The organism is Candidatus Bandiella numerosa (assembly GCF_029981845.1).
Classification (GTDB): Bacteria; Pseudomonadota; Alphaproteobacteria; order Rickettsiales; family Midichloriaceae; genus Aquirickettsia; species Aquirickettsia numerosa.
Genome location: NZ_CP104164.1, coordinates 546,564 through 571,176, shown reverse-complemented (window position 1 = coordinate 571,176; position 24,613 = coordinate 546,564). Strand labels below are relative to the sequence as shown.

The following is a 24,613-nucleotide window of genomic DNA, read 5'->3' as shown; positions in this document are numbered from 1 at the left end:
AAATATTGAGGATGACAGTTAAATAAATGCTAATTAACAAATTGAATAATAGCTATAGGAGCGCAATCACCTTTTCTGTAACCTGCTTTGATTACTCTTGTATAACCACCATTTCTTTCCTTATACCTAGGCGATAATACATTGAGTATTTTATCTGTTTCTTTTAAGCTCCCACCTAATTTAGATATCAACTTTCTCCTAGAATTTAGGTCGTTCTCTTTGCCAGTTGTTATTAATTTCTCAACCACACTCCGTAAACTTTTTGCTTTTGGCAAAGTGGTCAATATCTGTTCACTATTTATCAAAGATTTGCACAAATTTCTCAATAAACTTGTCCTGTGAGCACTTCTTCTAGAAAATTTTTTTTTACTTATTCTGTGTATCATATCAAAAATGCATTAATTATTTTCACCAAGGTAATCATCCATTAGCTCTTCTAAATTCTCAGGAGGCCAATTTTCAATTTCCATACCAAATCTTAAACCCATTTCGACAAGTAATTCTTTGATTTCATTTAGGGATTTTTTACCAAAATTTGGTGTTTTTAACATCTGTGCTTCAGATTTGACAACCAAATCACCAATATATATTATATTGTCATTCTTCAAACAATTATGTGAACGAACAGATAATTCTAAATCACTAACTTTTCTAAGTAAATTAACATCAAATGGTATTTTTTTCTCTTTAGGTTTTTCAACCTCTTCTACTTCTTTAAAGCTTATAAACACCTGTAATTGCTCTTGAAAAATTTTAGCTGCAAGTGCCAGTGCCAGTTCTGCTTTAATAGAACCATTAGTTTCAACTTTTAAAGACAATTTATCATATTCAGTCTTTGAGCCAACTCGACTATTAGAAATCTTAAATGAACACTTAGAGACTGGGGAAAATATTGAATCTATCGCGATAAAATCATTTCCATAATCTAATTCGCTGTGCTCGCTTGCAACCTTATAGCCTTTACCTGAAGCAATAATAAACTCCATGTTTAATTTAATATCTTTAGTAGCATTACAAATCACCAAATCTGGATTTACAATTTCAAAGCCGGTAACAACATCAATCATTCCTGCAGTAATTGGCCCTTTTTTTGTTACATTTAAAGTAAATTTTTTATTATTAAATCCTGTATTTCCTTTTATTACCACAGACTTAAGATTCAAAATAATCTCAACTACATCCTCTTGCACATGGTCAATTGTTGAATATTCATGCTCCACTCCTGATATTTTTACAGCACAAATTGCCGTACCCTGCAATGATGACAGTAGTATTCTTCTTAAGGAATTACCTAAAGTTATTCCAAAACCTTTTTCCAAAGGCTCAATATGAAATACAGCAGAATTCTCTCCTACCTCTTCAATTGTATAATCTGCTGGTTTAATTAAACTGACCCAATTCAATGATATGTTAGTTTTCTGTATCTCTTCGTGCATCTATGATATACCTTATTAATTTAATACTTTAAACTCTTCTTTTTTTAGGTGGTCTAACACCATTATGAGGTATCGGAGTTATATCTTTTATCGTTGTGACATTGAGTCCAGAAGATATTAAACCTCTAACTGCAGAATCTCTACCACTTCCTGGACCTTGAATTTTTACTGAAATTGTTTTCATACCAAATTCAGTTGCCTTTTTTGCAGCAACCTCAGCTGTAACCTGTGCTGCATATGGCGTTGATTTACGCGATCCTTTAAAACCATTACATCCCGCTGAAGACCAAGCAATAACTGCTCCTTGTATGTCAGAAATAGTAACTATAGTGTTATTAAATGTAGCAGATATATGTGCTATGCCAATAATAACGCTCCTTTTTTTCTTGCTAGTTGTTTTTTTATTCATGCTCAATACTTTTTCTTCTTTAGTTATTGTTATTTAGTTACCTTTTTCTTTCCGGCAATTGCAATAGCTTTTCCTCTCCTTGTGCGCGCATTTGTATGAGTTCTCTGTCCTCTTGTAGGTAATTTTCTTATATGCCTTATACCTCTATACGACTTCATGTCAATCAGATTTTTGACATTTAGAGATACCTCCATTCTTAAATCTCCTTCCACAGAATATGAAGAATCAATTGTTTCCCTTATTCTTCTGACTTCATCATCAGATAATGCTGAAACCCTAACACTCTCATTTATGTTAGCTTTTTCACATATTTGCTTAGATCTATGCGGTCCTATTCCATATATGTATGTAAGTGCTATACCGACTTTTTTAGCTGTTGGAATATTGACGCCTGCTATACGTGCCACGAAAACCTCTTTGCAATAAATTTTGTAGTTTAATGCTAAGAATTCTATATAATTTAATCTTTAAGTCAAGTGTATAAGTGAATTTATTTTAGGGAGCTGTTTAAAATGCAACGTTACAAACAAGAATAAGAAATTGAAATAACACAAAAACATACAAAATATAAATAATGAAAATGGAAGCGAAGTAAATAAAATTGATCAAATGCAAGAATATCTCCTAAAAAATTGGTATTTTTCTGAAAACATCGAATAAAATTTAATTGCAGTAGTGAGTTTAATATCAAATACACAAGATATAGCCAATATATAATTATAGAAAAAAAGATTGATGAATAGATTTAGATGAGCTAATTAGTTAGTTGTAATTTTATTTTTCTAAAGTTTTATTAATTTGCATCAATAATGAAGAAGAAAGGTGTTAGTTTATCGGATTCTATAGTTAATTGGATAGAATATAGATTGCCGATTTTTGGCTTTATCAAACACTCTGCTGACTATAGAGTGCCAAAAAATTTGAACTATGCTTGGAATTTTGGCTCAATGGCAGGAATTGCATTATTAATGCAAATTGTAACTGGGTTGTTTCTTGCCATGCAATATACTCCACATGTCAAAATGGCATTCGATAGCGTGGAAAATATAATGAGAAATGTGAATTATGGATGGTTAATTCGATACACTCACGCAGTTGGAGCGTCCATGTTCTTTGCAACAATATATATACATATTGGTAGGGGGCTATATTATGGCTCATATAAATCGCCAAGAGAGCTGGTTTGGTTCTTTGGGATTTTTATTTTTGTAGCAACAATGGCAACTGCATTCATGGGATATGTTTTACCATGGGGACAAATGAGCTATTGGGGAGCAAATGTCATAACCAATCTTTTTTCAGCAGTGCCGTTTATTGGTAATGATATTGTAATTTGGCTGTGGGGAGGGTTTTCTGTAGATAATCCAACACTGAATAGATTTTTTGCATTGCATTTTTTATTACCATTTGTAATTCTAGGATTAGTGATAATTCATGTCATTGCACTTCATGTACACGGCTCTAATAATCCTACAGGTGTAGAAATTAAATCAAAAAAAGACTCTATTCCATTTCATCCTTATTATACCGTGAAGGATTTTTTTGGATTTGGCATATTTTTTATTATCTATTTTTATTTTGTATTTTTTAAACCAAATTTACTAGGTCATCCTGATAATTACATTGATGCAAATCCTCTGGTTACTCCTGCTCACATTGTTCCTGAATGGTATTTTTTACCTTTTTATGCAATTTTAAGATCTATCCCAGATAAGCTTGCCGGGGTAGTTGCAATGTTTAGTGCCATCTTAATACTTTTTGTCCTTCCTTGGCTTGATAGTTGTAAAGTTAAAAGTGCCAACTACAGACCTTTATTCAGAATTTTTACATATATATTTTTTATCAATTTTATTATACTTGGTTATTTAGGAGGAGAAGTTGCTGAGGAGCCATATATTACATTTAGTCAGATTTCTACAATTTGGTATTTTACACATTTTTTAGTTATATTGCCCTTGCTATCAAAATTTGAAAAAACCAAAGCATTACTAAACTCAATTAGTGAGTCGCAAGTCAAATGATGAAGTTGAGTCAATTCTTGATGAATCAAAATTTATCCATTGCTTATGAGTGGTTTGTGAGAGGTATTGCATGATCAAAATCGACCTTTTGAAAAACCATCCACACACTATACCAGTACTTGTAAATATTTGGTATGAAGTTTTAGGTAAAATTTGGGCGCCTGATGTTCAGATTGAACATGCGATTGAAAGATTTGCAGGTCATATGAATGACAAAGATTTACCGATCACTTTTATTGCTTTAGATGGCGATGTGCCGTCTGGTATGTGCTCTTTGCGTGAAAATGATGGCATTCGCCCTGATCTTACTCCTTGGCTTGGCTCGCTTGTTGTTGATCCAAAATATCAAAAACAGGGGATCGGTAAAGCGCTGATTAACGCCACAGTTGATAAAGCAAAAGAGTTTGGCTTTGAAAAATTGCACTTGTTTACTATTGATCTTACTGTACCAGAGTATTATCAACGTCTTGGGTGGAAGAAAATTGGTGTGGACGAATATAAATCGCATCCTGTAGAAGTGATGAAAATGGAATTATGAAAGATCAATCAATTACTACAAACCATGAGGTTGCCGTTGGTGGCCCTGCCTGTGATCTTATGATTGCTTGGACTTATTTATTGTGTAAGTCACGCGAGATTTTTATTGAGGAAATATATCTGGATCAAGATACCTGCCTAGGGCGCGTGCCTTGGCACTTTGGAAAGCAACATTCGAACTCTGCCAAATCAAAGATAAAAATAACACTGAGGCAGGCTTGCAGAAACGAATTAATTAATGAAGTGATGAATGGGTATGAAAATGTTTAGATTAATAAATTATAGCGTTCTTCTTGTTTTTTGCTTATCATTAATTAGTTGCTCTATGCCACTTAAATTTAATATGGGTAACTTTGAGAATAAAAAATAGGGGTGATATTTTTTACTACCGAAGATGTTACACGGAGCATGTTTAAAAAAGTATATGCTAAAAATCTGTAATCTAAATCTCTTATTATCTCTATTGCTGTAAACAAACCAATGGAGGATAGCAATACATATAGGATGATAGTTTTAGAGCCTGATATACATTACATCGATAAAATTAGCCTAAATAAACCTTCTTTTGACACTTATAGATATTATCCATCTCCTGGGTTAAAAGACGATACACTTATTTATGGGGGGCTTTGAAGTTAAAGGAGGTGAGGTTTTAGCAATTGGTAAATTAATCATATTTCCTGATGAAGGTGTTTTTAAGTATATCAATGATTTTTAAAAAATAAAACAAAGTTTAGAAAAAAGTTCCCATCCTGAATTAGCAAATAAACTTAATAAAGGTAAATTTTATATGCCTGGTAATAGCATAATATTTAAAAATAATGAATATCAAATTATAGACAAGATTAAAACTTATTGAGATATTAATTAAGGACAGTGGGATGATATTCAAAGAGTACTTTCGTCACTTGTTATTGGGAAAACTACACAAAGTATATCACCAATTGCATGGACGAGAATATAAATATGAACGATGCAGATAAATTTGACTCTGAGCTGTATTTAGGAATACCTAAAACGATCAGCGTTGCCTAAAAAACAGAGAAATAGGTAAATTAATTATTTATGTAACAAAGTTTTTACTTGGTGTCCCATTCATCTTTTCTGATATTTTTTTTCAGATTCTATGATGTTATAATCCTTTATATAATATCATAATTCTATTCTCTTTTTAACTTGATGGTACCGAAAACACCCCTATTCCTTATATGTCAATTTTTTAAATTCATACAATTATTACAGTAACCATTTAGTTCTATTGTGCTATCCTTAAGAGTAAAATTGTTACTGCTACAAAGATTTTTAATCTTTTCTAAGAAAACTTTATCACCTATTTCTTTAATTTGTTTACAATTATTACATGATAAGAAAATTTTATTACCATTATTTTGACTGCATAAATTATCAGTGCATAGAATAAAAATATTCTGTGATTGTATTTTATGTAAAACTTTTTTTTCCACTAGAAAATTCAGAACTCGATAAATTACTATTGGTTTTGTGTTACTCCTTTTAGTATTAACATAATTAATTACCTCATTAGCTTTTAATGAACTGCCTTTTTTAATAAAAGTATTCATTACCTCTGTCCTAAGAGGAGTAAGAGTAAAGTCATATCTTTTACTAATGTTATCTAAAGAATAATTTAACATCTAAAAAAATTAGTTATTTTACTTAACAATATATAAAATAAGTTTACAAGTAAATAAAACTATATATGTTATGTTCTAACGTAACATATATATAGAAAAATTTATGCATAACAATGTAAATATATTAGAAAATTTATATAATTTCAGTGATTATAATTATACTATATCTGGTATAAGTTATGCCATATCAGGAATAGTTGCTCATTTTGCTGGAGTAGTAATTGAAGTAGTTTCAATACCTTTTTTACAAGTAATACCGGGTTTAAATTGGATAAAAATTCCCATAGCAAAAGTTTTACATGAGGTTGGTGAAAGCTTTATTAGCTCTAGCGCCACTATCAACCTTAATGATGGTAATGGACCAATTGATACAGTATTAAAGATCACTGAACCTATATGGAAATATCCTGGTGAGACGGTGGTGGCTGGGGTATTTTCTTATATATTTGAGCAAGGAACAATAGGTATATTTTCTTTGCAAAAATGTAATCATCATCATCACGATCATCATCATCATAATGCAGATAAATTATTAAGCGTACATAATGTCATAAAAGGTCTGGCATCAGCTGTAGGATCTTATATTGGTTCATATTGTTATAATAAAGCTGAATATTATGCGCATCAACTATTTGATATTAATGATGGAACTGATAAAAAACTAGAAGATATGACAGGTAAATCATACTCTAGGGGAGGTAAGATTGAAGATTTAATTAATATTGAAGTTAATGTCTTAGAGTTAAGCTATTTTGATAATGGAGAAATGTGTATTTTAAACGAACCTATAAATTGGTGGTCTAGTATGGATCAATGCGGAAATTAGTCAAAGAGTATTGGATATATTTATGTTGATGATATTTTAAATTTGTTACCAATAATTCTTTTGTATCTGGAGAAAATTTCTTCTACTTTTAGCCTATATCTATGATTTTTACTACCATTACCAGGTGGTCATATTTTGTATTTTTCTTTTCGCCACTTCTTCCCCTGGCTCATATCATTTTCTAATTTTTATCATCAAGATTTCATCTTATACTTTTTTCACTACTCTTTCTCCTTTTTTTCTTCTTTTTTATTTATGCAACAAAGTTTATAACACGAATAAAATTCAGCAAAAATCAAAGAGTATAAAAAAATTTGAAATATTCCTTATTCCTAAACTATTTTTTGGTAAATCATTAGAAATTGTGATACATTACTGTTAGATTCTTTATTTGAGATAAACAAAAGGAAATGAGTATTCAAAGCATACTAAATCAGCTTCCTCAATATGCTTATGACATTGATAAAAGCATAAGAGAGATATTTTTTCAAGACTTACAAACATTAGAAAAATATCAAATTTTTGGTATAGTGCTTACTGCTGGATATGCATTAAAGCATGAATGCCTATTAAACTATATACGTCCTGAAGCGAAAAGGTACTTAGATAATAATGAAGCTAACGCCTGTAAAATTGCAGTAAGTACAATTTCTATGACTAGCATGTATCACAATTTCACTAAAGGTGTTGATGATGAGATTATTAAAAACATGTCTTCAAATTTATCTTTAAGTAATTTGGCAAGTCATAATATTGATGAAAAAGATTTTTCAATGTATTGCCTCGTTGCTTCTATAGTATATGGATGCAACTACTGTATGAATGCGCATATTAAAAAATTAAGAAAGCATAATTGCTCATCTGAAACAATTCGTGATATTGGTAGAATAGTCTCCGTGATTAAAGCAGCAGGAGACGTATTAGAAATTGAAAGAATGCGAAGCTATGATTTTATAGTAAGAGAAGAAAGTTTTTAAATATCAACATTGTGAAAAAAATTGCAATTATTGGGAGGGAGAATGTTGGTAAATCAACTTTATTCAACAAACTGTGCCAAAAAGAGCTATCTATTGTTAACAATCAACCTGGAGTAACTAGGGATTACGTTAAAAATATAGGAAAGCTATATGATTTAAAATTTGAGTTAATAGATACCGCAGGATGGTATTTAAAAAAGAAAAATGAAATAACACCTAAAATTAAAACAAATACATCTCTCACTATTGAGGAAGCAGATTTTATTTTTTTTGTTGTTGATGCAAGAACGTTATTATCTGAAGAAGATATTATTTTAGCTAAATCTATAAGAAAGCTTCAAAAAAATACTCTTCTACTAGCTAATAAATCTGAATCAAAGAAAGCTCTAACAAAGGAAGATTTAATCAAATTGGGATTAGGAGAAGGAATTTTCATTTCAGCAGAACATAAATTGGGATTTGAGGATATTTATCATGCAATGAAATCAAACATAGATAGCTCAATTGAGTTAGTTGAAGAAAGTGCTGATAATCTATCAATTGCTATAGTTGGTAGACCTAATGTTGGTAAATCAACTTTATTTAATTCCATATTGGGTTTTGAAAGAAGTTTAGTCTCTGATATTGCAGGAACGACAAGAGATTATTTGCTTTATGAAATCAATGTTAATGGAGTTGCAATCAATTTAATTGACACAGCTGGTGTTAGGAGAAAAGCTAAAATTCAAGAAAAAATTGAAGAATTATCTATATCCAAAACTATAGATGCAATTAAAGCATCTGATATCGTTTTGTTAATTATGGATTCAGAAAACGCATTTGAAAAACAAGATTTAGTACTTGCTAATCTGGCTCTCAGACATAATAAATTACTAATTCCAGTTATTAATAAACAAGATTTAATAGAAGATATTGATAAGTTTAAAGAAGAGGTTCAGTATTTAATGACTAAACGATTACCACAAATTAAAGATATTTTTAGTATTTTTATCAGTGCTCAGAAAAGTTTTAACAAAAATTCTTTGTTTAAGAAGATAATTGATTTGTGGAACTTGTATAACATAAAAATTCCCACATCAAAACTTAACAGTTGGCTCAGTAATACTCTTGAAACGTATAGCATGCCAATAATGAAGAATAATATAAAGCTTAAAATTAAATATGTGAAACAAAATTCATCATGTCCACCAACATTTGTTTTTTTTGTTAACATTTCAAATAAAGTGGAAATCAACAAAAATTTCGAGAAATTCCTGACAAACTCTTTAAGGACAAAATTCTCATTACAAGGAATACCTATTAAAATTCATTTTGTTTTTAGTAAAAATCCTTTTATTTCATAAAAAGTAAAAAAATGATTGACTATAAACCATAAATTAGATTTAGATAATTCATTACTGAATATAGATTTAATGTATTATTATTTAATCAAAACTGATGACAGCTAAAATACTAATTGTTGATGATTTAAAATTTAACATCGATCTATTAGAAGAACATTTGCAAAACGATTTATATGAAATTCATAGGGCCTATAATGGCCAAGAAGCCCTGTCAAAAACATTAAGCGTCCGACCTGATCTTATTTTGATGGATGTTATGATGCCAGTTATAGATGGACTTAGCGCTACGAAGACGATAAGACAAACTCCAGAAATATCTCATATACCAATTATAATTATAACTGCTTTAACTTCAGTAGATGATCGAATCAACAGCTTGTTCTGTGGAGCGGATGATTATATGAATAAACCAATAAATTATTTATTATTGAAGAAAAGAATAAAATCATTGTTACGATTAAAATCTCTTACTGATGAAATAATTTTACGTGCAGGAATGGCTGGAGCCATTCCAAATCATAATGTACTAGATATTGATATAGCTGGTTCAAAAATATTAATTATAAACGAGGATACAGAGCTAACAAACTCTATATCTAGCAAACTCAAAAGAAAAAATTTAATCATAGACGTTTGCAAAGATTCAAAGAAGGCAATTGCAAGTTGCCTAGGTGATAATTATAGTTTGATTATACTTAACACCGAAATAACTGATGTTAATGCAATAGAGTTATGTGTTAAAATTAGAAACAATACTCAATTAAAAAGCATACCTATATTAGTATTAGTAGATGAGTATGATGAGGATACCTTAATGAAAAGTTTAGAGATTGGTATTAATGATTATTTTCTTATACCGCATGAAATAAGTGAGTTAATAGCAAAAGTAATTCTACAAATAAAAAAATTTCATTACGTTGAAAATCTAAGAGTGAGATATCTAAGAAATACTACTATGGATGAATTAACACAAACTTATAACAGAAATTATCTGGAATCATATTTCAAAAATCTTATATCTAACCTCCAAAAAGAAGAAAGAAGATCAATCTTATGTGTAATTGATATTGATGATTTTAAAAAATTAAATGACGTTTATGGTCATATGACTGGAGATAAAGTTTTAAAATCAGTAGCAAGTATTTTTCTAAAAAACATCCGAGGTTCTGATTTTATAGCCAGAATTGGAGGAGAAGAGTTTATTATAATTCTTCATGATGTAACAAGGGAAGAAGCAAGGTTGATTATAGATAAATTAAGAGAAAAAGTTTCTAATACGCAGTTTTTAGATTATTCAGAAAGTAATAAAGTTAAATGCACGATAAGCGCTGGAATTGATGAAATTCAAAAAAATGACAATTTGGCCAGCGCTGTCGATAGGGCAGATAAAAATTTGTACAAGGCTAAGAATTCAGGTAAGAATATAATCATTAGCTAATTTTATTATTGGCTAATGTTGATTTTGGAAATTCTATAATTATATAGGATATAGATTATATAAATTAATTAAAAATAGCTGACGGAAATGGTAGAATCAAAAAAACAAATTAAAAAATTTGATGCTGAAATTGGTAAAGTTTTGAATCTAATGATCAACTCTTTATATACAAATAAAGAGATTTTTTTGAGAGAATTAATTTCTAATGCTTCAGATGCATGTGATAAATTGAGATATCAGATTATAGATAAACCTGAGTTGATTGAAAATGGTAATAATGAATTAAAAATAAGTATCCAACTTGATAAAGATAATAAATTTATTATTATCTCCGATAATGGGATAGGTATGAATAAGGAAGATTTAATCAACAACTTAGGTATAATTGCAAGCTCTGGAACGCAAAAATTTATCGAACAATTTGGTGATAGCAAAAAAAATAATTTAAATTTAATTGGTCAATTTGGTGTTGGATTTTACTCTGCTTTTATGGTTTCTGAATCAATAACCGTACTTACATCAAAGGCAGGAGAAAAAGAGGTATATGAATGGCATTCTGACGGCAAAGGTGAATATTCTATTGAAAATTCTAGTCAAGAGCATAAAGGAGGAACCAAAATAACACTCAAAATTAAGGATTCAGAATTAGAATTTTTAGAGCCACATAGAATAAGGCATATTATTAGAACATATTCAGACCATGTAGCTTTTCCTATTGAATTAATTGGTGAGGATAATAAAGGTGAAATAATAAATAAAGCTTCTGCAATTTGGACAAGGAATGTTTCTGAAGTTACACAAAAAGAGTACGAAGAATTTTTCAATCATGTTTCGCATTTTCCTGGTAAGCCATGGTTAACTTTACATAATAAAGCGGAAGGGGTAGTGGAATACACCAATTTACTATTTATACCTGATACAAAGCCATTTGATTTATTTCATCCAGATAGAAAAACAAGGGTAAAATTATACATAAAAAGGGTATTCATCTCTGAAGAAGGGAATGATCTGGTACCTCCATATTTAAGATTTTTGAGAGGAGTGGTTGATTCAGAAGATTTGCCATTAAATATTAGTAGAGAAACCCTACAGCACAATAAAGTTTTACATAAAATTAAAAGTTCAATTGTTAAAAAAGTGTTGGGTAGTTTAAAAGTAAAAGCTGAAACTGACCCAGAAGAATACATGAAATTTTGGAAAAATTTTAGTGAAGTACTGAAAGAAGGCTTATGTGAAAGCACGTTAGAAGAAAAAAAGCAGTTATTGGAGATATGTAGATTTAACTCTACATCATCAAAAGATGAACTTATTAGCCTTGATCAGTATCTTGAAAGAATGATTAAAGGACAAAATGAAATATATTTCTTAAATGGAGATAATATTGAATCTTCAAGGAATCATCCTCAATTAGAAGGATTTAAAAAAAGAGGCATCGAAGTTTTACTTCTTAATGATCACGTTGATAATTTTTGGGTTAATGTGGTGCATCAATATAAAGATAAGGATTTTAAATCTATTACGAACGAAAAAATAGATTTAAATAAATTGAAAAATACAGAGGAAGAAAAAGATGATGATAAAAATAAATCACAGGAGAGCTCCAAGTTAATTGAGTTTGTTAAGGAAATATTAAAAGATAGAGTTAAAGATGTAGTTATCTCGTCCAAACTTGTAAGTAGCCCAGCGTGCATTTCAACAATGGAAGGTGGTATGAATCCAAGAATGGAAAAATTTCTTATGGAGCAAAATCAGCTTAATGTAAAATCGGCAAGAATATTTGAAATTAACCCGAATCATTCTATTTTTAAAAAAATCAATGATTCTTTATCAAATAGTAAAGACGATAATGAATTGAATAGCGACATGATTGAGGTTGTTTATGGTCAAGCATGTTTAATAGAAGGTGATTCAATAGACAATCCTAGCAATTTTGCACTTAAACTTAACTCGCTTCTTGAAAGAGTGATCTAAAAAGAAAGAGTCGTAATTAAATCGTCTTAGAATTAGAAGAACCACTATTTCCTAGTATTTTTTCGACAAAGGTTCTGTTATCGAACCTTTTTTCACTTAATATATTGTTAATAGTATTTTTACCCACACCGTAATTACCATCTTGATTTAAGAAATCAATTATCTCCACCTTCTTATCCTTAATAATTTTACATAAATCTACTTTGATACTTTCCTTTTTATCTGATACCTCCTCCAAACTATAATTTTTATCTTTAATATAGGTATCTACAATTTTGAGAACCAAAGCATCACGTTCCTCTTTATAAGAAAATATTTCTGTAAAATCAGTAACAAAATTTGGTATAAAATAGCTCAGTTTAGCTGGATTAATTTCATTTCTTATATTTTCAATTATTTCTTTTTTTACGTTCGAATAGTTTTGAATTACTTTAATATAATCTGGATATTTATACAAATTAATCCCAAAAATATCTTGATCTGTTATGCTCTCAAATAAACCTATATTCTGTGTTGCAATAGCTAGTATCTCCTCTATCAACCACTCATTTTTGCTTTTTCTTGCATAATCAAATATTGACCCCACTTTATCTCTCATTTTTAACAACTCCTCACATATTCCTATTTTTTTAGTTGCATTAAATAATTTGCAAATTAATTCATTTTGCTCGTATCTAATAGCATTACATAAAATATCAAAAGATTGTTTTTGAAATTTGTGTTTTGTTACAATTTCTGAATAAGTTTCACCTGACTCTGGGGAATTATTTAAAACTATCATAACATCTGTCATTTTAGCGCCATATTTTTCACAATTATGTTTGATATGATTTAAAATATATTGTTTTTTACTACCATTTAAGCCCATTCTTATTGGATCAATAATCTGATATTCTTTATCAATAATAACTCTATCATTGTCTATAGCGTATTGAAGTAAATATTCTGGTATCTCTTCCTCTGGTATGGGAAAACTGCAATCTACATATAACTTACCGATAATCATATATTTTTGCTCTTCAGTTAGCTGAAATATGCTCTCATTATTTAAAAATAAAATGATAAAATTTTTTAAAATTTCCTTATAATTATCTTTGTACCCAAATAATTCAATATTTTCTAAACCTAATTTTAGAGCTTGTGCGCAAAATATCTCATTTGAATTCGTATACTGATTTAAAAATTGTAAATCATCCTTTTTTGATTCAATCCACTCATCTAGTTTATTACTAAAGTTTATAATATAATTGCTATTTAAGGTTTCTAATTTATCAAATTCAGGTAAATCAACTTCTAATTTTGTTAAAATTACTTCTAATAAATATTCATAATTTTCCAATATACTTTGAACTTTTTGATCCACATAATTTTTTATCCTTCTAATGTCAAAAACATTATCAATATTACCTATATATTTATCCTCTGTTCTAGTTTTGCGATTTATGTTCCATTCAGAAGATAATACGTTTAATATGGTTGACACGTCATGAACATGCCATGCCTCACCTCTAGGTTTAAATTTTTGTAAAACCACTTCATTATCTTGCGTTTTTGCTCCACTCAGTATTTCTATAGCAAGCCCTTCAAGCATTTCTTTTTTAAATCTAGAAACAATACCACTAAAGGAACTTATGCCGTATATATCAAGTAATATATTTTGTAAATTAGTCAACGTCCCTTCTCCACACACAAATACTCTATCTTTAAAAGGAGTTGGATCTAAATTATTTACTTTTACGCTAAATAGTATGCTTTCAAATGATTCTTTAATATTTTGATTTGCTGATAAGGGTGCTAATGAACGAAAATTATGCAATCCCATTTTTTCAGCTTCAACAATAAGCCTATGCATTTGAGATTCTGCTCCTATTCCATATATTGGCTCTGCTGAATCATAAAAAGCATTTTTGACATATGCTTTTATTGAACCAATATCCAACTGAGGAGTTATCTCAGGAAATTTCGTTTTAAACATTTTTAAAGCATTTTTTGGCATCTCACCATCTGACAAATAAAATCAAGCACATAGATAATGCTATAGTTTAACAGGAAATTTCAAAATGTTTTCACACTAATCAGTTATCTAACTTTAGAAGTAGTACTTTTATTTGATATATTATTAACAAAAGAATGAATTTTAGAGTGCTGTTCTGAGCTTAAAAATTGTTCCGCTCCAAAAATCAATTCCATCAACTTATTTAAATAATGCTTTATTGTTTCAATGGGCTTCAATTCTCCATTCTGTAATAAAATCTCACGCTCAACCTTAACAGACTCATTCTTAAGGATATTAATCAATTTTGTATCAGTTGCAAGAACAGAAAAAGTTTCAAAAAATAAATCTGAAATTTTCTTATCTTCTATATTATTTTTTATTTTAGATACAAAACAATCAATTAAAAAAGACTTTAATGATTGATGTTCTGTTTTGTTAATACCATTTCCCTCATTAGGTTCCGGAAATATAAGTTTTGCTCCATTTAACCCAGTATGATCAATAGCACTAACTGTTAGTTTAAATTTTGGCAAAGTAGTATCTGCCGTCATTTTATCTGCTTTAAGTGATGTAATATTGGATTCAACAGACATATATACTTGGTCAAGATTTTCTTCCTTTTCCAACCTTTCCATAATTTGTTGATCTGTTCCATATCCATACACCCTCTTTCTATTATACACTACATTTTTCACTTCACCATCATCATCTCTTTCTATAGCTAAAGAGTTATAACAGCTATTCCTACCAAGAGTTTTACCAAAATTAAAATCCTTGGATTCATCATAATCACCTCTTAAGTATATAGACAATGAAGCCTCAAAACGCTGAAAATGCATAAGTATAAAATCTTTTTGCTCTCCAGTTAGATATTCCAGTTGTTTTATCTGATCAATATTATTTATTACAGCGACCTCCTGTCCATTTTCATAAACAACTAATTCATCCCTCTCTAAATCCTTTTGAGTATCACTTTCTAATTGATCTATTTCTCCAGCCGATACTCTATCCAAAAAAGCTTGCTTAAGATCACATATTGCTTTTGGCACAGCATCAAAAATTTTATGTTCTGCTCCGTCTAATTTATAACTCGCATCATAATCTTTTTCTAAAGTCTTAACATGAACCATCTTACACTCACCTAAATTTTATTGTTAATGCTATTACGAAAAATTATATGGGTCAATATCGACTTTTAGTTTAATTGATGTAGGTATAACAAATTGATTAAACCAATTATGTATATAATCTTGAATATTAACTTGTTTAGAAGTTCTTAAAATAATTCTATAACGAAATTTATTTCTAATCTTATACATTGGAGCGGGTGATGGCCCCAATACTTCAACTTGCTTATCAATAGGAGCTTTTTGCGCTATATGATGCATAAAAGAGTGGAGCACATGTTCACTTAAACAACTTCCCTTAATCATAATAAGCCTAGAAAAAGGTGGCATGAACGTATCTTTTCTATTTTTTAGCTCATCATTAATAAAAGATTCATAGTCCCAATTTTCAATGTAATGTAACAAAGGATTGTCAGCAAAATATGTCTGAATTAATACTAAACCTTTATCGTGTTGTCTCCCAGCTCTTCCAGCCACCTGATATAAGAGTTGAAAAGTTCGTTCTAAAATTCTCAAATCACATCCAGCAAATGATATATCTGCGTCGATAACTCCAACTAAATGTAAATCAGGGAAATTCAGCCCCTTGGCTAGCATCTGTGTTCCTAAAATTATATCATACTTCTTACTTTCAATATCCTTGATTATTTGAGATGCTTTTTTAAAATCTGATACTGTATCACTTGTAAGGGTTATTACATTAGCGTTAGGAAATAAATGGTTAATTTCTTCCTCAATTTTTTCTATACCAGGGCCTAAAGTGACTAACTTTTCATCCGAATCACATTTATTACACCTAATTATTTTTTCGTGCATATATCCACAATAATGGCATAGCATTTGATTTCTCTTTTTATGCTCCACCAAAAAAAATTGACAATTGGGGCAGGAAAATTTCTCTCCACAACTATTGCATATAGTAAGTGGAGAATAACCGCGCCTATTTAAAAAAATCATTGTTAGTTTTTTTCTTTTTAGACTAAGAATTATCTCATTTTTTAGCGCAGTTGAAATCCATTCATTAAACTGTCTTTTTGTTTTTTTCAAATCCACTATTTGTACTTGAGGTAAAGATACTCCTGTGTAACGATTAGGTAATTTATGAATCCTATATTTATTTAAAATAGTATTATGATAGGACTCTGCAGAAGGTGTTGCAGTTGAAAGTAAAATGGGAATTTTTTCAATGTTTGCTTTTATAATAGCCATATCTCTGGCGTTATAAATTATACCCTCTTCCTGCTTAAAAGAATTATCATTTTCTTCATCAATGACAATAAGCTTTAGGTTTTTAAATGGCAAAAACAAAGCACTTCTCGCGCCTACTACTATATCAATATTACCATCTAGCACTCCTCGCCATATAATAGCTTTTTTTTTCGGTGTTAATGAGGAGTTCCATTCGGCAATAGCGCAATTTTTTAATCTATTTCTAAATCTTTTTATCAATTGAGTCGCAAGCAATATTTCAGGAAGCAATATGAGAGCCTGACCACCATCATCAATGATTTTTTGGGTATTTTCTAAATATACTTCTGTCTTACCAGAACCAGTTGCTCCCAAAATCAAATGCGCTGAAAAGTCTAAAAATCCAGCCTTGTTAATCTCATTAACTACTTGATTTTGAGTATCTGAAAGTTCTACCTTGCTAAAATTTTTTGCATCGTTTTGAAATTTTTTATAATCTTCATCTTTTATAATATGCTCAACATTATTCCTATTAAGTAATAACATTTTAATAATATTTCCGTAGTTAGTGACATTGTATTTTGCTACCCATTTTGCAAAATCTAATAATTTGGAATTAACTAAAGGTAAATCATATACAGCAATAATTTCCTTTAACTCAAAGTCCAAATTGCTTTTATCAACATTTTCTATATTTGTTACAATGCCAATTTGCTCTCTTTTTCTAAAATTTACTTTAACTATAGAGCCAATTTTAGGTTTATGTTGTTCAGATATTTTATACGAAAATTCTTGATTAAATGGCAAAGCTAAAATCACATAAGCTACTTTAACTTTGGAATTCATCATTAATCACAAATAAAGTTAAATGGCGGAGGTTGACATCCATTAAAATAACCACCTCCAAATTGGGTGGGGAATATCAACTTCATCGACCACGATTTTAGCAGATTTCGATAACAATGCTAGCAATTATTACCATTGGTGATGATAAGAAATAGCGTTATTATCGGATATTGATTTTTTCGAGAATAGTAGTTACGCTGTTATGCATAATCAAAGAGGTAATAAATGACAACAATAAGTTATGAAGAATTTGAGCGTGTTGATTTATGCTCTGGCACGATTATTAAAGTAGAGGAATTTCCAAGAGCCAAAAAACCTGCTTATAAAGTATGGGCAGATTTTGGTGCAGAGATTGGAATTTTGCAAACATCGGCACAAGTGACGATACACTATACGCACAAATCTTTGATGGGAAGGCAAATTGTGGGTTGTGTGAATCTAGGTGAGAAAAACATAGCCGGCTTTAAGTCTCAATTTTTGCTTGTGGGATTTTCTGATGAACGTGGCGCTATTTGCTTGATAACTGTTGATCCAAAGGTTCAAAATGGACAAAAGATGTGTTGATGGATTATTGTATGCAGATTTTTGATCACGATAAAATTCCTCTCGATGTACCGCTTGTGCGGCGACTTATTGCTGAACAATTTCCAAAGTGGGCTGATCTTGAGATCAAACCAGTCGAATTCGGCGGTTGGGATAATAAAACTTTTCATTTAGGCGAGCATATGAGCGTTCGGTTGCCAAGCCATGCTAAATACTCATGGCAAGTTGAAAAGGAGCAGCATTGGCTGCCTAAATTAGCAGCGCACTTACCTTTGCCAATTACTGTGCCACTGGCGATGGGCCAACCTGGAGCTGAATATCCCTTGTATTGGTCAATTTGTAAATGGCTTGAGGGAAGTACTGCATCCATTGAACGCATCAAAGATTTAAGCCAATTTGCCATAGCGTTGGCGGAATTTTTAAATGCCCTACAACAATGTGATGCGACAGATGGACCATTAGCAGGAGAGCATAATCTTTATCGTGGTGGCTCTCTTGCAATCTATGATGCAGAAACTCGAGAAGCCATAGAAAACTTGGAGGATAAAAGTTATGCTAAAGCGATCACAGAAGTATGGGATTTGGCACTTGCTTCCGCCTGGGAACTACCACCAGTTTGGATTCATGGTGATATTGCTGTAGGCAATCTCTTGGTGAACAATGGGCAGTTAAACGCTGTGATTGACTTTGGGCAACTTGGCATTGGTGATCCAGCGTGCGATTTAGCAATCGCTTGGGCCTTATTAACTGGTAAAAGCAGAGAAGCGTTTCGTGCCGCACTAAAGCTTGATAGCGCTACTTGGGCTCGCGGTCGTGGCTGGGCCTTATGGAAAGCCTTATGCAGGGCATTTCCCGGTGAAAAAAGCAGTAACTGGCGTATTGTGGATGAAGTTTTGGCGGGGGGATCACAAGCGTAATGTTTAAAAAGTTATCAAAGTTAGAGTGTGTACCCTTATGTCATATTGACCATAGTGCGTCTTGTTCTTTCTATTTTTATATACCAAATCAATGCAATACTCATATAAGCGAACAACAGCACGGCAACCGGCTTAATAGTGCCATCAAACATTAACTCAGAAGCAATAACAAGTAGAAAAGCCAGAAGCTGCCTAATGGCCGCACTCATTGAAGATGCACTGCCTTTCATATCAGGAAACAGCTCTAATGCTTTCATCGCGAAAATACCAACGATTAAAGCGCCACCTGCAGCAAAAACAGCCATTGATAAACAAATCTAAAGAGGAGAAGTATGAGCATAAAGAGCCGTCAAAAATAAACTCGTACCGCCCGTTAAAATAATCCCCCCCTCCTAAATTTCGAGTATAATCCACACCTTTTTTAGCAATCACCTTAGCACTCAAAGCTGAAAACAGTAAAAAACTAACCATGGGAGGCGCTTGATAAAAACCAAATTCTCTAGTTGAAATCTCCAAATAATTAATAAAAATCAAAGACAAATTCGAGACATAAATTACAATTCCCGTAAACGGCAATAAAGAAATAACCGTATAACCCATAAAATCAAAACTCGTCAGTAATTTACCATAACCTTTTAAAACACCAACCAGATTTAATTTTGTTCGTTTTTCTTTTGGAAGGGATTTGTCAATAAAAAGCCAAGTGCCCACTAATGAGAGAAAAACCAAAATGGTGATGATCACAAAATTCAATCTCCAATGAAATGCACTACTTAGCCATGCACCCAATATAGGGGCTCCTGCAATAGCAACAGAAATAACACTATTGATAATCCCAATTAATTACTCGCTTTATCCAAGGAATACTTATCCAAAAAGACGGCAGTGGCCACCACCATCGGCACAGAAGCTGACATGCCTTGAATGAAACGCCAAACTAACATGCTCGTAAAATCTTGAGCAAAAACACACCCCAGACTGCTCACAAAAAAAGCGCTCAGCCCGATTAACAATACTTTCCTTCGTCCCAAGGCATCAGATAAAGGCCCGCAAATTAAACTAGCTAAACACAAGCCGGCGAAATTGAGACTTAAAATAAGTTGAATTTTATCTTCCGATATCGAAAAATACGTCACCATTTCGGGAAAAGCTGGAACATATATATCCGCTTCGCCACACATGGCAATAAACATAAGGATAATGGTGCCTAAAAGAAAAAGATCGATCGATTTTTTTGAAATGCTATTAAAAAGCATAATGATCTATATCAGGCTATTCTTTCGCCATTATAGTAAATACTAATTTATCTATCAAGTTATTTTACATAAAATTCGAATAAAGTGAAGAAAATTATTTTTTAGCGCTTCCTAGTATTAGTGCTCTCGGTTTATAGTGATATTATCTCAAATAATATTTATTAAGAAGGTATATGATACATAATGAAGATTTTCCTTGTGCATTCAAAATACTGGAATTAAGGGCAAAAGTATTTGACCTTAATTTAAAGCTAATAGAGCAAGGTTACTATGGACAAACAAAAGAATTAGGAACTTTGGATCACGAGCTTTACATGCTTTATAAGAGCATAACTAAATATGATGTTATATCTAAAATAAAAAAAAGTAAGACACTTTTAGTAGGAGAAGGAAATTTAAGCTTTACTATTAGCTTGGTAAAGAAATTACGGTTATTACCTAACTTTATCACTTCTACATATGAAGATTATTCAGAATTGTCTGAGTATGCTCAATTTAATGCTAAGTTATTGAAACAAGCTGGAATAAAAGTTTTGCATGGATTAGATGCAACAGAATTGCACAAACATTTTTACTCCAATACTTTTGATACAGTGATTTTTCAATTCCCGCACTCCGGTAGTAGAGAAGGCATTAATGGCATCAATGCAAATTATGTTTTAGTGAAAAAATTTATAATATCTGCTTCGTATATTTTAAAAAAAGATGGAGTGGTTTTAATAACTGTTGTTGATTCTGATTTTTATAACAATACGTTTCGTTTTGATGAGTTAGCTGAAGAATTAGGAATAAGCCAGCCGACAAAATACAAGTTTAATCCCAAAGATTATCCAGAATATGAACATACAATGACTCATCAAGAAGAAATTGGGATTGATGATTATTCTAAATTTGCAACTTATGAGTTTCGAATATGAATCAGCAATGTTTGTTTAATGAAGAGATTAATATTCCTGGGTTGACATATATCTCAAACTATATTTCTTCAGCGTACGAAGAGAAATTGCTAAAACTGATTGATACTCAGGAGTGGAATTTAGATCTAAAACGCAGAACGCAGCATTATGGTTACAAATATGATTATACAGCCAGATCTATAGGTTCATCGAATTATCTTGGGAAAATGCCTTATTGGATAGATGAATTATGCTATAAGCTATATTCAGAATCGATATTTATAGACAAACCAGATCAAGTTATAATCAATGAATATATGCCTGGCCAGGGTATTGCTTCCCATATAGATTGCGTACCGTGTTTTGCAGATACCATTTGTTCATTAAGTCTCGCATCGTGGTGTGTGATGGAACTGACTAATGGTAACCTCAAGGAACATATTTATCTGAGGCCTGCAAGCTTATTAATTCTTAAAGGCGATGCGAGATATAAGTGGAAACATGGAATTGCTGCAAGGAAAAGTGATAATGGGTTAAAGCGTCAAAGACGTATCTCGCTTACCTTTCGTAAAATAATTTTATAAAATCAACGTGTCGAATGTACTGAAGCTTTAGGTTCTGGACATGTAAGCCTTCTGGTCGTTCGTTCGCATGTAATGCAGAAACGGAGAGTAATACCAATCGCTTAAAATTGGAGATTTTAGGTAAAAATCGATGATTTTGTGATTCTCTACGTATGCATATGTTGCGTGACTAAAACGAGTTAAAGCCTATGAATACTGGGGTTTTGAAGTATACATAATGCGAACGAAATAACCTGAGAAAATTCAGCTCAACAAAATCTGGCGGAGAAAGAGGGATTCGAACCCTCGATACGAAAAAATCGTATACTTCCTTAGCAGGGAAGCGCCTTCAGCCACTCGGCCATCTCTCCTTGAGGTTTATTGGATATAATCTAGTTTTTTTTAGTAAAAATAGCAATAAAAAAGTGCGCTTGAATGCTACATTTAACGTTTAAACGTAACACTTTGCGAACATTTTGATTATTGCGTCAAATAAATATTGATTATGATTAAGTATAGATATTATGCCCAATTAAATCTATTTCTTTGATTCCTTATGTTCATGATTGTGGTGAAAATTTTTTAAATCGTGAATATTTCCTATCCTCACAAAAATAAAATCCAACTCCCCAATTTCTTCGTCTGGACATATTGACACATTAAATTCAGAATGAGGCGGAATATCCTTCCTAAGATTGGTTGACATATTTAGTATTCTATTATTTTCGTCATAACCTATTATTTTTACTGTTTGCACAAATTTTGTTTTATCAGAATCATTAATGATTTTGATTGGTATTTTATACCTAACTTGCCTGTTAAAATTATCATCTCCATATTCTTCTTTAATTGGCCTAGAAAGTTCTATTTTTAGACCTTCAGCATTATGATAATCAAATAATTTATAAAAAATTTCAAAAAAAGCATGCTGATCAACTAAAAACTCTCTCTCAACATATAGGAATAAAGATAAAGCAATAAAAACAATAAGTGAGTAAATTATAGAAGCTATATATTTTTTAATATTTTTACTGGCGATTTGAGTAATTATTGGCTCATTGCCTTCACCTAACCTAACATTTTCCTCATTAGATATATGTAACCATTCATATTCGCATACAGAACAACAAACCATTCTTCCGTGATTACCAATTTCAGATTCACTAACTCTAAACCTCGTATCACAATTTTTACATTGAATTATCATTTTCAATTGGATTGTAACTTTTTTATTAATATTTCATTAACGCTTTGAGGATTAGCCTTACCTTTACTCACTTTCATTATTTCCCCGACGAAAAAACCAAATAATTTATCCTTCCCTGACCTATACTCCTCAACCTTTTCAGGATTAGCACTGATAATGTCATCGATATATTTTTCAATTTCACCAATATTAGAAATTTGAGATAGATTGTATTTTTCGACTATCTTTTCTGGCGCTTCATTAGTGTCAAACATTTTATCAAGCACTTCTTTTGCTATCTTGCCTGAAATTTTATTAGAAGCAATTAGCTCCAGCAAAGAAGTGAAATCTTCAGAACTAATGGATAAATTACTAAACTCCATACCTACTTTATTTAATCTACCAAAAAGCTCAGCACAAATCCAATTTGCAGCAAGCTTAGGTTCAATTTTTTTAGCAATTTTTTCAAAAAATTCTGCAACGTTTTTGTCCGCAGTTAATACTTCAGAATCATATTCAGTGATACCATATTCTTTGATATACCTCTTCTTCTTATCTTCTGGTAATTCAGGAAGGTTATTTCTAATATTATTGATATACTCTGAAGAAATTTTCAGTGGTAATAAATCTGGATCAGGAAAATACCTATAATCATTAGCCTCTTCCTTTTTTCTCATAGACTTTGTTTGACCCAAATTAACATCAAATAATCTAGTTTCCTGAACAATTTTTTGTTCATCTTCCAGTAATTCTACCTGTCTATTTGCCTCATACATTATAGCCTTGCCAATGTTTTTGAAGGAGTTCAGATTTTTTATTTCAACCCTTGTTCCTAGCTCATTGGCTCCTTTTTTCATAACTGAAACATTGGCATCACATCGCATTGAACCTTTTTCTAAATCTCCGTCACAGACATCAATATACCTTAATATATTTCGCAATTTTTTCATGAATTGCTCAACTTCATCAGGGTCTTGAAAATCTGGATTTGTGACTATTTCAATTAAGGGAACTCCCACTCTATTTAAGTCAATAAAAGTTTCAGTAGGACTTTGGTCATGAATGCTTTTTCCGGCATCTTGCTCAATGTGAATACGATTTATAATAATTGTTTTTTGCTTCCCTTCTTTTGTCGTAATTTCAATACTACCATCGGATACTATTGGGTAAAAAAACTGAGAAATTTGGTAGCCTTGAGGAGAATCAGGGTAAAAATAATTTTTCCTATCGAACATAGAGAACTCATTGATCTTAGCATCAAGTGCAAGACCTGCTCTTACAGCCAACTCTACACACTTTTCATTTGTTACTGGCAACATACCTGGCATTGCTGAGTCAATAAATGATACTTGCTCGTTATTCTCCTCACCAAAACCAGTTGAAGCACTAGAGAATAATTTACTGTTTGAACTCAATTGTGCATGAATTTCTAAGCCTATAACGAGCTCCCATTCACATTTAATTCCTTGAATAATCATTTATAAT

At 31.1% G+C, this 24,613-nt stretch carries 26 protein-coding genes and 1 tRNA gene; 13 read left to right on the top strand and 14 right to left on the bottom strand.

The genetic code is table 11. The features are described 5' to 3' along the window. Positions 1-29: 29 nt before the first annotated feature. From rplQ to rpsM, 4 genes are read right to left on the bottom strand one after another with little or no spacing between them, the layout of a single operon-like run. On the bottom strand, positions 30-386 hold the full coding sequence (gene rplQ / locus N3Z17_RS02780; RefSeq protein WP_282472487.1) for a 50S ribosomal protein L17: 357 nt from the start codon (positions 384-386) through the stop codon (positions 30-32). 12 nt (positions 387-398) lie between these two features. Continuing rightward, on the bottom strand, positions 399-1,436 hold the full coding sequence (locus tag N3Z17_RS02775) for a DNA-directed RNA polymerase subunit alpha (RefSeq protein WP_282472486.1): 1,038 nt from the start codon (positions 1,434-1,436) through the stop codon (positions 399-401). 28 nt (positions 1,437-1,464) lie between these two features. Further along, positions 1,465-1,845, bottom strand: a complete 381-nt coding sequence (gene rpsK, locus N3Z17_RS02770) for a 30S ribosomal protein S11 (protein WP_282472485.1) — start codon at positions 1,843-1,845, stop codon at positions 1,465-1,467. A 29-nt stretch (positions 1,846-1,874) separates the two neighbouring features. Next, positions 1,875-2,252, bottom strand: a complete 378-nt coding sequence (rpsM, locus tag N3Z17_RS02765) for a 30S ribosomal protein S13 (protein WP_282472484.1) — start codon at positions 2,250-2,252, stop codon at positions 1,875-1,877. 402 nt (positions 2,253-2,654) lie between these two features. On the opposite strand from rpsM, the gene N3Z17_RS02760 reads away from it, so the two are divergent. From N3Z17_RS02760 to N3Z17_RS02745, 4 genes are all read left to right on the top strand, one after another. Next, positions 2,655-3,866, top strand: a complete 1,212-nt coding sequence (locus tag N3Z17_RS02760; protein WP_282472483.1) for a cytochrome b — start codon at positions 2,655-2,657, stop codon at positions 3,864-3,866. A 70-nt stretch (positions 3,867-3,936) separates the two neighbouring features. Beyond that, on the top strand, positions 3,937-4,404 hold the full coding sequence (locus tag N3Z17_RS02755) for a GNAT family N-acetyltransferase (RefSeq protein WP_282472482.1): 468 nt from the start codon (positions 3,937-3,939) through the stop codon (positions 4,402-4,404). Further along, a complete protein-coding gene (locus N3Z17_RS02750) occupies positions 4,401-4,673 on the top strand; it encodes a hypothetical protein (RefSeq protein ID WP_282472481.1) in 273 nt (90 codons plus the stop codon). The genes N3Z17_RS02755 and N3Z17_RS02750 overlap by 4 nt, the downstream gene beginning before the upstream one ends. A 210-nt stretch (positions 4,674-4,883) precedes the next feature. Continuing rightward, positions 4,884-5,036, top strand: coding sequence for a hypothetical protein (locus N3Z17_RS02745; protein ID WP_282472480.1), 153 nt, complete (start codon positions 4,884-4,886; stop codon positions 5,034-5,036). 578 nt (positions 5,037-5,614) lie between these two features. On the opposite strand, the gene N3Z17_RS02740 is transcribed toward N3Z17_RS02745, so the two are convergent. After that, positions 5,615-6,055, bottom strand: a complete 441-nt coding sequence (locus N3Z17_RS02740; RefSeq protein WP_282472479.1) for a Fur family transcriptional regulator — start codon at positions 6,053-6,055, stop codon at positions 5,615-5,617. A 103-nt stretch (positions 6,056-6,158) separates the two neighbouring features. On the opposite strand from N3Z17_RS02740, the gene N3Z17_RS02735 reads away from it, so the two are divergent. The 5 genes from N3Z17_RS02735 (at position 6,159) to htpG (ending at position 12,610) form a co-directional block, all read left to right on the top strand. Continuing rightward, positions 6,159-6,881, top strand: coding sequence for a hypothetical protein (locus tag N3Z17_RS02735; protein ID WP_282472478.1), 723 nt, complete (start codon positions 6,159-6,161; stop codon positions 6,879-6,881). 410 nt (positions 6,882-7,291) lie between these two features. Further along, on the top strand, positions 7,292-7,858 hold the full coding sequence (locus N3Z17_RS02730; RefSeq protein WP_282472477.1) for a carboxymuconolactone decarboxylase family protein: 567 nt from the start codon (positions 7,292-7,294) through the stop codon (positions 7,856-7,858). Positions 7,859-7,869: 11 nt separating this feature from the next. Further along, positions 7,870-9,201, top strand: coding sequence for a ribosome biogenesis GTPase Der (gene der, locus N3Z17_RS02725; RefSeq protein WP_282472476.1), 1,332 nt, complete (start codon positions 7,870-7,872; stop codon positions 9,199-9,201). A gap of 94 nt (positions 9,202-9,295) precedes the next feature. Further along, the gene (locus tag N3Z17_RS02720) at positions 9,296-10,639 is read left to right on the top strand and encodes a diguanylate cyclase (protein ID WP_282472475.1); all 1,344 of its coding nucleotides are present in this window, start codon (positions 9,296-9,298) and stop codon (positions 10,637-10,639) included. A gap of 87 nt (positions 10,640-10,726) precedes the next feature. After that, positions 10,727-12,610 carry a molecular chaperone HtpG gene (gene htpG, locus N3Z17_RS02715; protein ID WP_282472474.1) on the top strand — a complete coding sequence of 628 codons (1,884 nt, stop codon included), beginning with the start codon at positions 10,727-10,729 and terminating at the stop codon, positions 12,608-12,610. Positions 12,611-12,626: 16 nt separating this feature from the next. On the opposite strand, the gene N3Z17_RS02710 is transcribed toward htpG, so the two are convergent. From N3Z17_RS02710 to priA, 3 genes are all read right to left on the bottom strand, one after another. Then, positions 12,627-14,585, bottom strand: a complete 1,959-nt coding sequence (locus tag N3Z17_RS02710; RefSeq protein WP_282472473.1) for a hypothetical protein — start codon at positions 14,583-14,585, stop codon at positions 12,627-12,629. 104 nt (positions 14,586-14,689) lie between these two features. After that, positions 14,690-15,736 carry a hypothetical protein gene (locus tag N3Z17_RS02705; RefSeq protein ID WP_282472472.1) on the bottom strand — a complete coding sequence of 349 codons (1,047 nt, stop codon included), beginning with the start codon at positions 15,734-15,736 and terminating at the stop codon, positions 14,690-14,692. A 33-nt stretch (positions 15,737-15,769) separates the two neighbouring features. Next, positions 15,770-17,767 carry a replication restart helicase PriA gene (priA, locus tag N3Z17_RS02700; RefSeq protein ID WP_282472471.1) on the bottom strand — a complete coding sequence of 666 codons (1,998 nt, stop codon included), beginning with the start codon at positions 17,765-17,767 and terminating at the stop codon, positions 15,770-15,772. A 225-nt stretch (positions 17,768-17,992) separates the two neighbouring features. Here priA and N3Z17_RS02695 point away from each other — a divergent pair, with 225 nt between their 5' ends. Both N3Z17_RS02695 and N3Z17_RS02690 read left to right on the top strand, forming a co-directional pair. Next, on the top strand, positions 17,993-18,331 hold the full coding sequence (locus N3Z17_RS02695) for a tRNA-binding protein (protein ID WP_282472470.1): 339 nt from the start codon (positions 17,993-17,995) through the stop codon (positions 18,329-18,331). Continuing rightward, complete coding sequence (locus N3Z17_RS02690; RefSeq protein ID WP_282472624.1) at positions 18,331-19,227, top strand: aminoglycoside phosphotransferase family protein; 897 nt, start codon at positions 18,331-18,333, stop codon at positions 19,225-19,227. The genes N3Z17_RS02695 and N3Z17_RS02690 overlap by 1 nt, the downstream gene beginning before the upstream one ends. Before the next feature lie 35 nt (positions 19,228-19,262). Here the strand turns inward: N3Z17_RS02690 and N3Z17_RS02685 are convergent, their stop codons facing one another. Genes N3Z17_RS02685 through N3Z17_RS02675 form a run of 3 tightly spaced genes read right to left on the bottom strand, consistent with a single transcriptional unit; the run spans position 19,263 to position 20,483 of the window. After that, positions 19,263-19,484, bottom strand: a complete 222-nt coding sequence (locus tag N3Z17_RS02685; protein ID WP_282472469.1) for a hypothetical protein — start codon at positions 19,482-19,484, stop codon at positions 19,263-19,265. After that, positions 19,459-20,058 carry an MFS transporter gene (locus N3Z17_RS02680; protein WP_282472623.1) on the bottom strand — a complete coding sequence of 200 codons (600 nt, stop codon included), beginning with the start codon at positions 20,056-20,058 and terminating at the stop codon, positions 19,459-19,461. The genes N3Z17_RS02685 and N3Z17_RS02680 overlap by 26 nt, the downstream gene beginning before the upstream one ends. 8 nt (positions 20,059-20,066) lie before the next feature. Beyond that, positions 20,067-20,483 (bottom strand): MFS transporter, encoded by a 417-nt coding sequence (locus N3Z17_RS02675; protein WP_282472468.1) that lies wholly within the window; start codon positions 20,481-20,483, stop codon positions 20,067-20,069. A 173-nt stretch (positions 20,484-20,656) separates the two neighbouring features. On the opposite strand from N3Z17_RS02675, the gene N3Z17_RS02670 reads away from it, so the two are divergent. After that, positions 20,657-21,400, top strand: coding sequence for a class I SAM-dependent methyltransferase (locus tag N3Z17_RS02670; RefSeq protein ID WP_282472467.1), 744 nt, complete (start codon positions 20,657-20,659; stop codon positions 21,398-21,400). Next, complete coding sequence (locus tag N3Z17_RS02665) at positions 21,397-21,963, top strand: alpha-ketoglutarate-dependent dioxygenase AlkB (protein ID WP_282472466.1); 567 nt, start codon at positions 21,397-21,399, stop codon at positions 21,961-21,963. Before N3Z17_RS02670 ends, N3Z17_RS02665 begins: the two co-directional genes overlap by 4 nt. A gap of 259 nt (positions 21,964-22,222) precedes the next feature. On the opposite strand, the gene N3Z17_RS02660 is transcribed toward N3Z17_RS02665, so the two are convergent. From N3Z17_RS02660 to gatB, 3 genes are all read right to left on the bottom strand, one after another. Then, positions 22,223-22,313, bottom strand: a tRNA-Ser gene (locus N3Z17_RS02660). 167 nt (positions 22,314-22,480) lie between these two features. Then, complete coding sequence (locus N3Z17_RS02655) at positions 22,481-23,149, bottom strand: MJ0042-type zinc finger domain-containing protein (RefSeq protein WP_282472465.1); 669 nt, start codon at positions 23,147-23,149, stop codon at positions 22,481-22,483. A 2-nt stretch (positions 23,150-23,151) separates the two neighbouring features. Continuing rightward, positions 23,152-24,606, bottom strand: coding sequence for an Asp-tRNA(Asn)/Glu-tRNA(Gln) amidotransferase subunit GatB (gene gatB / locus N3Z17_RS02650; protein WP_282472464.1), 1,455 nt, complete (start codon positions 24,604-24,606; stop codon positions 23,152-23,154). Between the last annotated feature and the right edge of the window lie 7 nt (positions 24,607-24,613).

What these genes read in the sequence shown, in the direction of transcription:
- rplQ (WP_282472487.1), bottom strand. Translation starts at nt 386, where the DNA reads ATGATACACAGAATAAGTAAAAAAAAATTTTCTAGAAGAAGTGCTCAC.
- N3Z17_RS02775 (WP_282472486.1), bottom strand. Translation starts at nt 1,436, where the DNA reads ATGCACGAAGAGATACAGAAAACTAACATATCATTGAATTGGGTCAGT.
- rpsK (WP_282472485.1), bottom strand. Translation starts at nt 1,845, where the DNA reads ATGAATAAAAAAACAACTAGCAAGAAAAAAAGGAGCGTTATTATTGGC.
- N3Z17_RS02760 (WP_282472483.1), top strand. Translation starts at nt 2,655, where the DNA reads ATGAAGAAGAAAGGTGTTAGTTTATCGGATTCTATAGTTAATTGGATA.
- N3Z17_RS02755 (WP_282472482.1), top strand. Translation starts at nt 3,937, where the DNA reads ATGATCAAAATCGACCTTTTGAAAAACCATCCACACACTATACCAGTA.
- N3Z17_RS02750 (WP_282472481.1), top strand. Translation starts at nt 4,401, where the DNA reads ATGAAAGATCAATCAATTACTACAAACCATGAGGTTGCCGTTGGTGGC.
- N3Z17_RS02745 (WP_282472480.1), top strand. Translation starts at nt 4,884, where the DNA reads ATGGAGGATAGCAATACATATAGGATGATAGTTTTAGAGCCTGATATA.
- N3Z17_RS02740 (WP_282472479.1), bottom strand. Translation starts at nt 6,055, where the DNA reads ATGTTAAATTATTCTTTAGATAACATTAGTAAAAGATATGACTTTACT.
- N3Z17_RS02735 (WP_282472478.1), top strand. Translation starts at nt 6,159, where the DNA reads ATGCATAACAATGTAAATATATTAGAAAATTTATATAATTTCAGTGAT.
- N3Z17_RS02730 (WP_282472477.1), top strand. Translation starts at nt 7,292, where the DNA reads ATGAGTATTCAAAGCATACTAAATCAGCTTCCTCAATATGCTTATGAC.
- N3Z17_RS02720 (WP_282472475.1), top strand. Translation starts at nt 9,296, where the DNA reads ATGACAGCTAAAATACTAATTGTTGATGATTTAAAATTTAACATCGAT.
- htpG (WP_282472474.1), top strand. Translation starts at nt 10,727, where the DNA reads ATGGTAGAATCAAAAAAACAAATTAAAAAATTTGATGCTGAAATTGGT.
- N3Z17_RS02710 (WP_282472473.1), bottom strand. Translation starts at nt 14,585, where the DNA reads ATGTTTAAAACGAAATTTCCTGAGATAACTCCTCAGTTGGATATTGGT.
- N3Z17_RS02705 (WP_282472472.1), bottom strand. Translation starts at nt 15,736, where the DNA reads ATGGTTCATGTTAAGACTTTAGAAAAAGATTATGATGCGAGTTATAAA.
- priA (WP_282472471.1), bottom strand. Translation starts at nt 17,767, where the DNA reads ATGAATTCCAAAGTTAAAGTAGCTTATGTGATTTTAGCTTTGCCATTT.
- N3Z17_RS02695 (WP_282472470.1), top strand. Translation starts at nt 17,993, where the DNA reads ATGACAACAATAAGTTATGAAGAATTTGAGCGTGTTGATTTATGCTCT.
- N3Z17_RS02690 (WP_282472624.1), top strand. Translation starts at nt 18,331, where the DNA reads ATGGATTATTGTATGCAGATTTTTGATCACGATAAAATTCCTCTCGAT.
- N3Z17_RS02685 (WP_282472469.1), bottom strand. Translation starts at nt 19,484, where the DNA reads ATGAAAGCATTAGAGCTGTTTCCTGATATGAAAGGCAGTGCATCTTCA.
- N3Z17_RS02675 (WP_282472468.1), bottom strand. Translation starts at nt 20,483, where the DNA reads ATGCTTTTTAATAGCATTTCAAAAAAATCGATCGATCTTTTTCTTTTA.
- N3Z17_RS02670 (WP_282472467.1), top strand. Translation starts at nt 20,657, where the DNA reads ATGATACATAATGAAGATTTTCCTTGTGCATTCAAAATACTGGAATTA.
- N3Z17_RS02665 (WP_282472466.1), top strand. Translation starts at nt 21,397, where the DNA reads ATGAATCAGCAATGTTTGTTTAATGAAGAGATTAATATTCCTGGGTTG.
- N3Z17_RS02655 (WP_282472465.1), bottom strand. Translation starts at nt 23,149, where the DNA reads ATGATAATTCAATGTAAAAATTGTGATACGAGGTTTAGAGTTAGTGAA.
- gatB (WP_282472464.1), bottom strand. Translation starts at nt 24,606, where the DNA reads ATGATTATTCAAGGAATTAAATGTGAATGGGAGCTCGTTATAGGCTTA.